Annotated in this window: 8 protein-coding genes; 6 read left to right on the top strand and 2 right to left on the bottom strand. The window is 43.6% G+C overall.

The window, feature by feature from the left end:
* The first annotated feature begins 85 nt into the window (after positions 1–85).
* The 4 genes from surE (at position 86) to WN50_RS02805 (ending at position 8184) form a co-directional block, all read left to right on the top strand.
* Positions 86–3976 carry a 5'/3'-nucleotidase SurE gene (gene surE, locus WN50_RS35755; RefSeq protein ID WP_235440812.1) on the top strand — a complete coding sequence of 1297 codons (3891 nt, stop codon included), beginning with the start codon at positions 86–88 and terminating at the stop codon, positions 3974–3976.
* A gap of 278 nt (positions 3977–4254) precedes the next feature.
* The gene (cbiD, locus tag WN50_RS02795; RefSeq protein ID WP_046281938.1) at positions 4255–5451 is read left to right on the top strand and encodes a cobalt-precorrin-5B (C(1))-methyltransferase CbiD; all 1197 of its coding nucleotides are present in this window, start codon (positions 4255–4257) and stop codon (positions 5449–5451) included.
* A gap of 252 nt (positions 5452–5703) precedes the next feature.
* On the top strand, positions 5704–7323 hold the full coding sequence (gene guaA, locus WN50_RS02800) for a glutamine-hydrolyzing GMP synthase (protein ID WP_046281934.1): 1620 nt from the start codon (positions 5704–5706) through the stop codon (positions 7321–7323).
* Between the two features lie 516 nt (positions 7324–7839).
* Positions 7840–8184 carry a hypothetical protein gene (locus WN50_RS02805; protein ID WP_046281933.1) on the top strand — a complete coding sequence of 115 codons (345 nt, stop codon included), beginning with the start codon at positions 7840–7842 and terminating at the stop codon, positions 8182–8184.
* 307 nt (positions 8185–8491) lie between these two features.
* Here the strand turns inward: WN50_RS02805 and WN50_RS02810 are convergent, their stop codons facing one another.
* Positions 8492–8878 (bottom strand): Mo-dependent nitrogenase C-terminal domain-containing protein, encoded by a 387-nt coding sequence (locus WN50_RS02810; protein WP_046281932.1) that lies wholly within the window; start codon positions 8876–8878, stop codon positions 8492–8494.
* 539 nt (positions 8879–9417) lie between these two features.
* Between WN50_RS02810 and WN50_RS02815 the strand changes: the two genes are divergently transcribed.
* The gene (locus tag WN50_RS02815) at positions 9418–11118 is read left to right on the top strand and encodes a tetratricopeptide repeat protein (RefSeq protein WP_046281931.1); all 1701 of its coding nucleotides are present in this window, start codon (positions 9418–9420) and stop codon (positions 11116–11118) included.
* A gap of 76 nt (positions 11119–11194) precedes the next feature.
* Positions 11195–12094, top strand: a complete 900-nt coding sequence (locus WN50_RS02820; protein WP_046281930.1) for a type II secretion system F family protein — start codon at positions 11195–11197, stop codon at positions 12092–12094.
* Positions 12095–12200: 106 nt separating this feature from the next.
* Here the strand turns inward: WN50_RS02820 and WN50_RS02825 are convergent, their stop codons facing one another.
* The gene (locus WN50_RS02825) at positions 12201–12821 is read right to left on the bottom strand and encodes a DUF3177 family protein (protein ID WP_046281929.1); all 621 of its coding nucleotides are present in this window, start codon (positions 12819–12821) and stop codon (positions 12201–12203) included.
* Positions 12822–12912 lie beyond the last annotated feature (91 nt).

Raw genomic sequence — 12912 nt, forward strand, 5'->3', positions numbered from 1 at the left:
CAAGGGGGGATTGGAGAGGGGGCCAGGGGGAGAGGTCAAAACTTTTGCGGCGATTTTTTCTAGTTTAAAGGACGTTAATTCAAAAATGACTACAACTTATAATTCTTCTTTTCCCAACGGCGTTGCAAGTGGGGATGTAACGCAGAATTCTGCGGTTTTATGGACAAGAAGTGCAATTTCAGGAGATGTTACCTTTGAGTATTCAACCGATCCAAATTTTAATGCGATCGCTGGAACTTTAACAACAACCGTCACTGATTCCACAATTCCGGTTAAAGTAGAACTGACAGACTTAACGCCAGGAACTCAATACTATTATCGCGTTACAAATAGCGTTGGAGAAACCTTAGAAGGCGATTTTCCAACCTCAGCAGAAGCGGGAGTTTATGCAGGTTTAAACTTTGGGGTTTCAGGAGATTGGCGAGGCGAATTAGCACCTTATCCCGCTATTAATAATGTCGCCGAACAAGACTTAGATTTCTTCGTTGAACATGGGGATACAATTTATGCAGATATTGGTTCTCCCGCCGTGTTGAACCCTGATGGAAGTCGCAAAGAACAAGTTGAAACCTTAGACGAATATCGCGCTAAACATAATGAGGTTTATTCTGAACGTTTTGGGTTGAATACTTGGGCTGATTTACGCGCGGCTACCCCAATTTTAGCAACTATTGATGATCACGAAGTTACGAATGATTTTGCGGGAGGTGCGCCTGCGAGTTCCGATGAACGTTTTCCTGAAACCGAAGGCTTAATTAACGATACCCAACTGTTCGAGAATGGCTTACAAACCTTTCAAGAATATAACCCCCTGCGTGATGATTTCTACCCGCAAAGTAGCGATGAACGCACCGACGGAGAACGCCAACTTTACCGTTATAACACCTATGGAAATGATGCGGCGGTGATGGTTTTAGATACGCGATCTTTTCGGGATGAAGCAATAGAACCACCTGCTGATTTTACCAATCCTGAAGAAGTCGCACGGGTTCTCGCAGAAACTTTAACTCAGGATATCACACTATTAGGTGAGGTACAATTATCGGATTTAAAACAGGATTTACTCGCCGCAGATGAAGCGGGAATGACCTGGAAGTTTGTCATGGTTCCCGAACCCATTCAAAATATTTTTCCGGGTATCAATACCGATGCGTTTGAAGGCTACGGAAAAGAACGGACTGAGATTTTAAAATTTATCACCGAAAATGACATTGATAATGTTGTTTTTGTGGCTGCTGATGTTCACACAACGTTTGTTAATAATGTCACCTATCAAGAAGTTCCCTTTGGCGAACAAATTCCCACAAATGTCTTTGAAATTACCACAGGTGCAGTAGCGTTTGATGCACCAACCGGGGAATTCTTAGGCAATCTATTTGTTGGTGGAAATCCTGAGTTAGAAGCCTTTTACAATTCCCTTCCCATTGCACCCGATACGGATGATGAAATCAATGATAAAGATGATTTTGTCAAGCAAGCAGTAAACAATCAACTGTTAACCCCGTTAGGGTTTGATCCGTTAGGTTTGGATAATAATTTACCCCAAGCAGAAGGATTAATTGATGCGGAATTAATCCAAGGGGATTATTTTGTCGGACATACCTATGGTTGGACGCAGTTTGATATTAACCCTGAAACCCAACAATTAACCGTTACAACCTACGGAATTGAAGCTTACAGCGAAGATGAACTCTTAGCCAATACAGAGACAATTCTCAGCCGTGAACCTCAAATTTTTAGCCAGTTTGTTGTTAATCCTGAACTTCCTGAACCCTTAGATATTTTACTCGTTAATGATGATGGGTATCAAGCAGAAGGGATTAATATTCTGTATTATCAACTCACCGCAGCCGGATATAATGTGACGTTAGTTGCACCGAAAGAACAACAAAGCGGAACCGGAACATTTATTAACGTTGACAAAATTTTCCAACCCACAGAAGTTGTTAATTTTGAACCCAATAAATGGTATGTTGATGCAAGTCCCACTGTTACAACTTGGGCCGGTTTAGATTATATTCTCGCTGAAAATGAACCCGATTTAGTCATTTCTGGTATCAACGAAGGAGAAAACGTTGGGTCGAATGTGGCGATTTCTTCGGGAACAGTCAGTGCGGCTTCGGCTGCAATTCAACGGGGAATTCCTGCCATTGCGGTTAGTGCGGGTGTGGGTTCCGATGAAACAGAATTAAATCAAGCTTACAATATTGGGGCAGAATTTATCGTTGATTTAGTTAAACAGCTTGAGAATTATTCTCCCGATCTTCTTCCCGAAGGTGCAGGATTAAATGTGAATATTCCCGCAAATTTTTCCGAGGGCGTTGAGGGAATTCAAGGAGTGGCTTTTACCCAGTTAGATGAAGTTGGAACCATTGATTTTAGCTTCGGTGAACTTCCCGAAAATTTTGGCGGAGGTGTTGGTTTTAAAGTCGATTTTGCCGATAAAATTACACCTGATGAGATTACTAATTCTCAGTCAGAAGGCGAACGGTTTCTTTCGGGATTTATTACCGTTACTCCCATTGATGGAGATTGGACGGCTGGCGAATTGGTGCGTCAAAATTTGTCTGAACGCTTGGAAAATGCACCGGAAGATGCAACTGCAACTCCTCTCGATATTCTGATTACCAATGATGACGGTTTTGATGCAGAAGGAATAACAGTTCTCTATGAAAATTTAACCGCAGCAGGTCATAATGTCACCTTAGTTGCACCCAAAGAACAACAAAGCGGAACCGGAACATTAATTAACGTTGACAAAATTTTCCAACCTGCTGAAATTGTTAATTTTGCACCCAATCAATGGTATGTTGATGGCAGTCCCCGAGTCACAACTTGGGCGGGATTAGATTACATTTTGGATGAAAAACCTGATTTAGTTATTTCAGGGATTAATGAAGGGGAAAATATCGGCCCTGGCGGTGCAGTTTCTTCGGGAACGGTGAGTGCAGCCGTAACGGGTTTATTGCGGGATGTTCCTGCAATTGCAATTAGTGCGGGGATTGATTTTGTTGATGAAACCAAGACCAGCGAAGCCTATGAAATTGGGGCGGATTACGTTGTAGATTTGATCGCCCAACTGCAAGCAACCCAAGGGGAAGATACAACTATTTTACCCGAAGATATTGGTTTAAATATCAATATTCCGGTTCGTTTCCCCGCAGGATTTGAAGAAATTCAAGGCGTAACATTCACCGCATCCGATGATATTTCACCTTTTGATATTCGCTTCGGCGAACTTCCAGAAGGCGGTGCAGGGTTGCAATTTTTCCCGACAGAATTACCCTCAGATGTGGAAATTGATCCCTTATCTGAAGGCGGACAATTCCTATCAGGATTTATCACCGTTACCCCGCTTAATGGGGACTGGAATGCACCGGAATCAATTAGTCAAGACGTTCGAGAATTAATTTCTCCTCTCCTTTCAAGTGTTGAACCGACTGATGGGGATGATGTTTTAATTGGTTCTCCAGAAAATGATATTATTGCAGGTCTTTTAGGAGACGACGAAATTAACGGGGGTGATGGCGATGATATTCTTCGAGGTGATTTAAACAATCGTTCGACCGGCGGAAATCTAGGTGGAAATGATACGATTTCTGGCGGTTTAGGAAATGATAAAATTGGTGGAAAAGCCGGAAATGATCAACTGTTTGGTTCGGATGGTGATGATTTAATTTGGGGCGATGATGGCGATGATTTGATGAGCGGTGGTTTAGGAAATGACACCTTAACAGGGGATGATTTCTCTGGTGGTGAAGGAACAGACACGTTTGTTTTAGCGGAGGGTGAAGGAACCGATACCATTGTTGATTTTGAAGTCGGAATAGATGTCATTGCTTTAGCCAATTTAACGTTTACTGACCTCAGTTTAACGTCCGAAAATGGCAATACTTTAATCACTTTTGGCGATGAAACGTTAGCCATTCTAGAGGGGGTTGAGGTGCTTTCTGAATCGGCATTCTCAATCGTTTAATACCCGGAATAAATAACAACCCGGTTTCTCAAAGATGCCGGGTTTTTTGATGTCATCTTTTTATCTGCCCTTTAAACTGTTATAGCACTACGCATAACGGTTAGGACATTGGTAAATGCTGAAAATATTTTCTGCTGGCACTTTTGCCCTTCGGGTTCAGCAGTTGCTCCTTGATGGAAACCACCAAGATCGCACTGCTTCACCTCTTGCCTGTTGCCTTTTGCCTAGCGCGTAGCGCTATAAAATATACAATATGAATGAACACCAAACTTGAATTAATGACCTCTTCTCAACCGCGATCTGGATATACTTTACCTGTGTTTGCTTGTGCTGCCGCTCTTGCCGCATTAAAACATATACATCAAAGCAATCAATCTCTAAATACTGTTGAACTTGATTTAATTGAACCGCCCCAAACCGTTGAAATTACGATTGAACAAGTTGCAACTCTCAAACCTAATACCGCCTTAGCCATCACTCGTTCTGATCCGGGAGATAATTTAGATTTAACCCGCAATACTCCGATTTGGGCGATGGTTGAATTCATCGAAAATGCTGTTGAGATTTATCCAGGTAGCTCTAATATGATTTCACCAACCGACGAACAAATTACTTTAATCGGAGGTGAAGGAATTGGTTATAATAAAAACAGTGGGAATGCCGCAATTTATAGCTATGCTAAACGGTTATTTAAAGAAAACTTAGAACGACAACTCAAACCCACAGACAGAATACAAATTACCATCATCTTACCAGAAGGTCGTCAACTGGCAAAACGAACCTCAAACGAAGCCTTTGGAATTGTAGAAGGCTTATCCCTATTAGGCACAACAGGCATCTCCCAGCCCCTCAGTTCACCGGGACAATTAGAAGCCTATTGCCAGGAGTTAGAACAACTTGCTACTCAGTATAAATCCCTCGTTTTTTGTATTGGAGAAAATGGTTTAGATCTCGCCCAACAACTCGGAGTTCCACCCGAACAAACCATTAAAACCGCCAATTGGTTAGGGCCAATGTTAGCCGCAGCCGGACTCGCCGGAATCGAATCTATTCTATTATTTGGCTATCATGGAAAATTAATCAAGTTAGCTGGGGGAATCTTTCACACCCATCATCATCTCGCCGATGGACGCCTAGAAATCTTAACCGCTCACTGTGCTAACTTAGGCTTACCAACCGAAAAATTACAGACTATTTTCCACTGTGAAACCGCCGAAGCGGCATTAAACTTCCTGCAAAGCCTTGATTCGAGTTCAGACAAACAGAATTCTCATTGGGTCAAACAAGTTTATGGATCGATCGCATCGACCATAGACCAAAAATCAGAAGCATATATCCGCGATCGCATACAGCGTCAGGTGATGGTGGGTTCCGTACTCTTTGATCGCAAGCGCAAAATAGTCATAAAAAGTGCAGCAGGCGATACACTTTTAGCGAAAATTTGCTATTCTAGTCAAAATAATCACTCGCTCTAATCAGTCGGAAAACCGAGTTTTTGCTTAAGCTGGAATCACAGCCGAAAAGATTCTGGGGTTCGGTTCTCCAAACCCCGATGAAACAGCAACTCGTAACTTAGCTTCTGGGACTTCCCAGACAACGGTTTTGATCTGTTCCTCGCTCAGTAGGTAACAGAAAGCACCCTCTCTATTTGCTGAAATAGGCGGACATAGAGAGGGTCTGGTTATAGTTATCCAAGTTCTTATTTATTCACCACTCTCAACGTCGATATGGCTCCCCAGACCGAGACACTAACTCAACCCCAATCGAACAACCCTACTGTTGGGGAAGTAAACCGACAAATGATCGTAATCCTTGATTTCGGTTCTCAATATTCAGAGCTAATTGCTCGCCGCATTCGAGAAACAGAAGTCTATTCCGAAGTCATCTCCTATCGCACCACCGCCGAACAACTCGCTACCTTAAACCCCCAAGGTATTATACTATCTGGCGGCCCTAATTCGGTCTACGATCAAGGTGCGCCCCATTGCGATCCCGAGATCTGGAACCTGGGTATTCCCATTTTGGGCGTCTGTTATGGGATGCAATTGATGGTACAACAGCTTGGCGGCCAAGTCGAACGCGCTCAACGCGCCGAATACGGGAAAGCCTCTCTGTTTATTGACGATCCTACTGATTTACTCACCAACGTCGAAAATGGCTCAACCATGTGGATGAGTCACGCCGACTCCTGTACTCAGTTACCCACTAGCTTTGAAATTCTCGCCCATACCGAAAATACACCCTGTGCGGCGATCGCAGAACACGAACGGAAACTCTACGGAGTCCAGTTTCATCCCGAAGTTGTTCACTCCGTTGGCGGTTTAGCCCTCATTCGGAATTTCGTCTATCACATTTGCCACTGTCAACCCACTTGGACAACCGAAGCCTTTGTCGAAGAAGCCATTCGGGAAGTTCGCGCCAAAGTCGGCGATAAACGGGTATTACTAGCGCTTTCTGGTGGGGTTGACTCCTCAACTTTAGCGTTTTTGATGCACCGTGCTATTGGTGATAATCTCACCTGTATGTTTATTGATCAAGGGTTCATGCGGAAATACGAACCCGAACGCCTGGTTAAACTCTTTGAAGAACAGTTCCACATTCCCGTACAATACGTTAACGCCCGCGAACGGTTTCTCACCAAACTTCAAGGCGTGACAGACCCCGAAGAAAAACGTAAAATTATCGGTCACGAATTTATCGAAGTCTTTGAAGAAGAATCAAGCCGACTCGGGCCATTTGATTATCTTGCTCAAGGAACCCTTTATCCCGATGTGATCGAGTCCGCCGATACAAATGTTGATCCGCAAACCGGGGAACGAGTCGCCGTTAAGATCAAGAGTCATCATAACGTTGGCGGTTTACCCAAAGATTTACGCTTTAAACTGATTGAACCCCTGCGGAAACTGTTTAAAGATGAAGTTCGCAAAGTCGGACGTTCCATTGGTTTACCCGAAGAAATTGTGCGCCGTCATCCTTTCCCTGGCCCCGGATTGGCCATTCGGATTATCGGTGAAGTCACGCCTGAACGTCTGCGAATTTTGCGAGATGCTGATTTTGTCGTTCGAGATGAAATCAATAAGCAAGGAATTTACCACGATTTTTGGCAAGCTTTTGCTGTGTTACTTCCGGTTCGCAGTGTTGGCGTCATGGGAGATCAACGCACCTACGCTCATCCAGTGGTTCTACGGTTTGTCTCCAGTGAAGATGGGATGACAGCCGACTGGTCACGGGTTCCCTATGATTTATTAGAAATCATCTCAAACCGCATGGTAAATGAGGTAGAAGGGGTTAACCGGGTCGTTTATGATATTACCTCTAAGCCGCCTGGAACCATCGAATGGGAATAAAAACTCAGAGGAAATAGACGCTGTAGGGGCGGGTTTTTACAGTGAACAGTGAACAGTGAACAGTGACCAGTGAACAGTGACCAGTGACCAGTAACCAGTGACCAGTAACCAGTGACCAGATAATATTGAGAACTGTGTAACTGTAAACTGTAAAAGCTGGTAACAGATAACTGTAAACTGTAAACTGTAAAAGCTGGTCACTGTATAACTGATAACTGTAAACTGTAAAAACCTGCCCCCTCTAGCCAACAGCCTTTCAGTCACCCGTTAACAATGAACAGTTTTTTCCCTTTTGGATGATTGTCTGTTGCCTTTTCCCTATAATTTTTAGACTAATATCCGCTTTCCGCAAAACGTTAAGGAAAATTCAGAAAGAGCTTAAGAACAGGTTATACTTTGTGGAAAATCTCAAAAAGTTTGTGGAAAAGTGGAAAAGTTTTGTGGAAAACTTAAGTCGAGTCAGGAGAATCAATGACTAAATGACTGACTAATTCGTGATCAAGCATTGAAAATTCTATGGATTATAAAACAGCCCGTAACTTCCTGATTACTCAAGGAAAAGCCCTAGAAACCCAAAAAAACCCCGATGCTTTTCTGCTCCGCCTCAAGCAGGGCTTGCCACCAATACCCGGTCAACTCACGTCTATTTTGTTAGCGTTGAAAATAGTCTTTGATGGGGCTAAAGACAGTTCTACCCTAGAACGAGAATTGGTTTCTGCTTTGTATCAGTTGGCTCTAGAAAGCCACCTCCTGTTTGAAGAAGGTCGTAGTCGGGGCATCGAATGGCCGCCGTTGTTGAAAGAAGATATCAAACGAGTGCGTTTGGCGGTAGGGAGTATTTTTTCAAGCCAGTGGCTTTAAAAAACGGGTGGTTGATTTAGGCTATTTGTTTAGAGACTTGACATCCTCCCCCGTCAAACGCTACGCGCTATGACTGGAGATTCCTAACTTCACAGTCAAGATTTCCTGCTTTCTAGACACTTGACTAGACAAAGTTTCCTTCGCCCCCGTCAGCCCGTCTCCACAGGCATTTTCTTTAATGTCCACGATCTGCCCGACCGCAGACAGTGCTTCGGCAAGCCCAGCAACACCTCGATTTCTGACATTTAAGATAGATTTTTGAGAGAACCCGCTCCTACCACTGGTAACTGGTTCTCATTCCTCGCTTTCAGTTGGTACAGTAGGGTGTAATATCTTCCCCACATTCATCAGCTAGGTAACACAACGCTCGAAACCGTAAGCCAACAACTTCCTCATAAACGGGGTTGAGTTTGCATAAGGGGGGAATATGAACCAGAACTCGACCTCTGAACTGAATTTTACGCTCAAAAGGGCATTGAGACGGAATCAGTTGACATAAAAGCTTGGCGAGTTTAGGATCTTTAATCTCAATATTCTCTAGCCACTGTCGGAGGGGTTTGAGAGGGGCTAATTGAGGCTTTGAACTCAGGAACCGCTTTAAGCTGTTTGAGATGCCTTCAGAGGCATTTTGTCCGTGAGATTTCACCCGACTAGCTAGAGCTAGATGGGGCATTGTATAATATGCGATATTCATTAGTTAACTCATCCTATGCCGACAAAATGCAAGTGACTCCTGCTATTAGGGTCTACAGCACTTTATCGATCAGATCCGAATAGCAATGTGAGATTGGGTGAGGAGTGAACCCGCTAAATCTTGGAGATGCTGAAGTCCATCAGAGGAAAAACTTAGGTGGTGAAGCAACAGCATGACAACTCCCATGAACCATCTTGCCCTATTAGGAGAGATTTATGTCGGAATTTGAATCAAAACTATAAATAAAATCTATATATTAGATAAACTATTTATATCTTTTAGGGGTTGACAAAAATTATTTTGTTTTTTCTGTATCTAAAATAACATAAATTATCTTGATCGTCAAACCCAAAATAGGTTACAAGGAACGCGCTGGTCACTGTTCACTGTTCACTGTTCACTGTAAAAACCCGCCCCTACAACTGAAGCCGGAGTGACTGTAAAAACTGTTCACTGTTTGCTGATATTGTGAATCCTTGTTCTCTAGGCAATTAAAATAGAAAAATCAAAAGTCAGCACTCAGAAGTCAGAGGTGGCAAATGCCAGAAGAATCAACCTCCCTAGCCTTCCCTTTAGAATCAACATCTCGCCCAAAACCCCCAGCCAAATATCAGTTCGGACTATTGGCCATCTTTAGAGCATATCCCGAGTTTAGGCGGGGAAATCGCTTATACGCCCTCGAACGCTTTGAAGCGGCATTTTTTCACTATGACCAAGCCATTCAATACAAGTCAGACTGGTATGCAGGTTGGCTGAGACGCGGAAACGCTCTGAGAAAGATGCAACGCTACAAAGAAGCATTGGCTTCCTATGATCATGCCATCAAAATAAAACCCAAAGATTATTGGGGATGGACATTTCGCGGGATCACCTTATCAAAATTAGAACGCCATTCTGAAGCGATCGCCTCCTTTGACAAAGCGATTAAAATCGAACCGGAAAACTTTGAAGCCTGGTACGAACGAGGACTGTCCCTAGAAGCAACTTTTAAATTTCCAGCCGCAGCAGCCTCTTATAAAAGAGCCATTGAGATCAAACCAGATATGTCCGCGATTTGGTACCATCAGGGCAATGCGTTGATGAATGAAGAACGTTACGCCGATGCTGTAGCTTCCTATGATCGCGCCGTACAGTTACAACCCGATAACTTTGAGGCTTGGTTTAATCGCGGCGAAATGCTGATGAACCAATACAAGTATTCAGAAGCCGTTGGTTCTTATGATCGCGCCTTAAAGCTGAGATCCAACAGTTATCAAGCCTGGTTTAATCGCGGGATCGCCTTGCAAAAACAACATAAATACGCGGAAGCTGTCGCCTCCTACGAAAAAGTGATTGAGTTACAACCCCAAGATTATGAAGCCTGGTTTTATAAAGGGATGGCGTTGAAGTTTCACTGGCCGGAAGCCGCTTTGAGTAGTATAGATCAAGCGTTACAAATGAATCCCAACTCTCCGGCGGTTTGGATCAGTCGGGGTCAAATTCTCCTCGATCTCGGACAATATCATTCGGCGATCGCTGCTTTTGATAAAGCCACTCAAATCAATACCCAGTTTCCAGAAGCTTGGCTGGGACGAGGGATGGCGTTGTGTGAGTTGGGACAATATCAAGAGGCGATTATTGCCTATGATAACGCCGTGCAGATTGAACCCGATTTTCTCGAAGCCTGGAACTGTCGCGGTGAAGCCTTAGAACAATTGGATCGGTACGAAGAAGCGGTGATCGCTTACGATAAAGTATTGATGTTCACCTCTGCTAATCAGACATTAGCCACCAAAGCAGGATTACAACGGGGTGAAGCCTTAGAAAAGCTAGAACGATATTCAGAAGCGATTGTTGCTTATCGAAAAGTGGTTCAACTGCGACCCGATAATTTTGAAGCCTGGGTCAAACTCGGACAAACCAGCGAGAAAGTCGAGCAGTATACTAACGCCTTTGAAGCCTACAGCCAAGCGATTCAAATTTGGCCGGATAACTATTCTGTACACTTGATGCTGGGGAGAGTGTTAGAAGCAACCCACCAATATCAACAAGCGATTACCACCTATGATCGGATTATCCAACGTCAGCCTGACTTTTGTGAAGCTTGGATCAGACGGGGACAAACCTTTGAAGCCTTACAGCGCTACTCGGAAGCCTTTGCTTCTTACGGAGTGGCTTTGGAACTTCAACCCAATCATCCCGAAGCGATCGCCAGACGAAATGGGTTGATGGTTAAACTCAAAGCGGGTAACGGTGCTTAGGAGATTGAGAAGAATGGGCGATCATCCTCTGGTGATGCCCCTCTGTGCAACAATATGGGGTTAGTATTTTGAACGCATGACCCCGCAACAGAAGGCTCAATTCTTCTCAAAGTTCGCGACTTTGCTTAACTGTGGCTTCAGCATCCAAGAGATCATCGACTTATTGGTTCAACAAAGTGATGCTCGATTAGCTCGTTATCTCAATAAAGTCAGTGCAGCCGTTGCTTTGGGAGAAGATCTGGCTTCAGCCCTGGCTCATGCGCCTCGCTACTTTGATCGCTGGACAATTAGCCTGATTCAAATTGCTGACTATAGCGGTGCATTACCAGAAATGTTCTACCGTCTATCTCAAATGGCTCAACAGCAACATTACCGTTCCTGTCTCTACCGTTCGGTGAAAATAGCGGCGATTACCACTTTAGTGAGTGTTTTAGGGTTAATTATTACTCTACTTTATACTTCCGAAAGTCCGATTTTGGTTTGGGTTTTAGTGGCGCTGCTTCTGGCGGGTTTGGGCTTTGTCGCCCCGAAAATGGCACCCCGCTTCCCTTTAATTCGTCGAATTTTTACCGCCCATTCAATGCTTGAGTTAGCAGAACTTGAACTTCCTCTCAATTGTGGTATTCCGGTTTTAACAGCGATTGAACTGGTTCGCGATCGCATTCCCAAGTCTTCAAAAATGTCAGGATCACTCACCATCGCCTTGGGTCAAATTCCAGCAGGTTATAGCTTTAGCCAAACTCTAGAAGGGCGTTTACCTACGATCGCCATTCAAATTATTCGCACCGGAGAGGAAACAGGTCATCTGAATGTGGCTTTGCAGAAATTAGCAGATTATTACAATCGACAACTTGAGCAAACGCTGCATTTATTGCAAGCCATTTTAATTCCCATTAGTTTATTAGCGGCTGGCGGTTTAGTTGCATTGTTAGTAATGGAAGCACTGACATCTTTATTGATTTTACTCCCCAATTAGTCAGGATATCGGGTGTCGGACATTGGTTATGGAGGGCGGGTTTATGTATGCTGTTACTGAGAAGAAATATAGCTATGTGGAACCCGCCCCTACAACTGTAAACTGTTTAATGTCCTGTGGCAGAACGTCCTTGTCTTCCCAGTTTAACGACAACAAAATAGCCAAAACAAATTAGATACGCCACCAAACCCATCAGTCCGAGAAATCCTAAAAATCCGGGTGTCAAATTCGGATGAAAAATTTCTTTGTACATCCAAGGTGGATCTAACCAAACCCGACAAGTTTGATCGGCAATTAACCCTTTTGTATCTAAAAACGCACACCGTAAAAAGGGAATAAACGCTAAAACACCCAAAATATTGTAAACCGATACCGCCCAACGCCAGGACTTAAAGGTTAACTTGAGAACAGAAGATTGCATATCCTCTAGTTCTTCGTTGAGATCAACCCAGAACCACAGACTCACTGGAATCAAAATTCGCGCTATAATCGAGCTGATAAAGCTCACAGGCAAAGCGGCAATCATTAAGTAAACCGTAATTCCCAGTAAACTCGACACACGCCAATAGATAATCATCAAACGCAGGATGGCATCTATCTTTTGAATAAAAGCCCAAATCAGCAAAATCAAAGGAGCAATGACTGTCAACAGAACCGCTAATCGATAATCCATCCAAACTAAGGATTCCCACACCGGAATATCAGCCAATAGTAAAATATTAAACATTTCCTAACACTTATATTAATCAACTCAAAAGGTAAGCAACTGGCTCGACACTCGTCAAGTTCCAGTTGCTCGCTTGTGCTACAGCCTGTAT

Source organism: Limnoraphis robusta CS-951, from assembly GCF_000972705.2.

What these genes read in the sequence shown, in the direction of transcription:
- cbiD (WP_046281938.1), top strand. Translation starts at nt 4,255, where the DNA reads ATGACCTCTTCTCAACCGCGATCTGGATATACTTTACCTGTGTTTGCT.
- WN50_RS02805 (WP_046281933.1), top strand. Translation starts at nt 7,840, where the DNA reads ATGGATTATAAAACAGCCCGTAACTTCCTGATTACTCAAGGAAAAGCC.
- guaA (WP_046281934.1), top strand. Translation starts at nt 5,704, where the DNA reads ATGGCTCCCCAGACCGAGACACTAACTCAACCCCAATCGAACAACCCT.
- surE (WP_235440812.1), top strand. Translation starts at nt 86, where the DNA reads ATGACTACAACTTATAATTCTTCTTTTCCCAACGGCGTTGCAAGTGGG.
- WN50_RS02810 (WP_046281932.1), bottom strand. Translation starts at nt 8,878, where the DNA reads ATGAATATCGCATATTATACAATGCCCCATCTAGCTCTAGCTAGTCGG.
- WN50_RS02825 (WP_046281929.1), bottom strand. Translation starts at nt 12,821, where the DNA reads ATGTTTAATATTTTACTATTGGCTGATATTCCGGTGTGGGAATCCTTA.
- WN50_RS02815 (WP_046281931.1), top strand. Translation starts at nt 9,418, where the DNA reads ATGCCAGAAGAATCAACCTCCCTAGCCTTCCCTTTAGAATCAACATCT.
- WN50_RS02820 (WP_046281930.1), top strand. Translation starts at nt 11,195, where the DNA reads ATGACCCCGCAACAGAAGGCTCAATTCTTCTCAAAGTTCGCGACTTTG.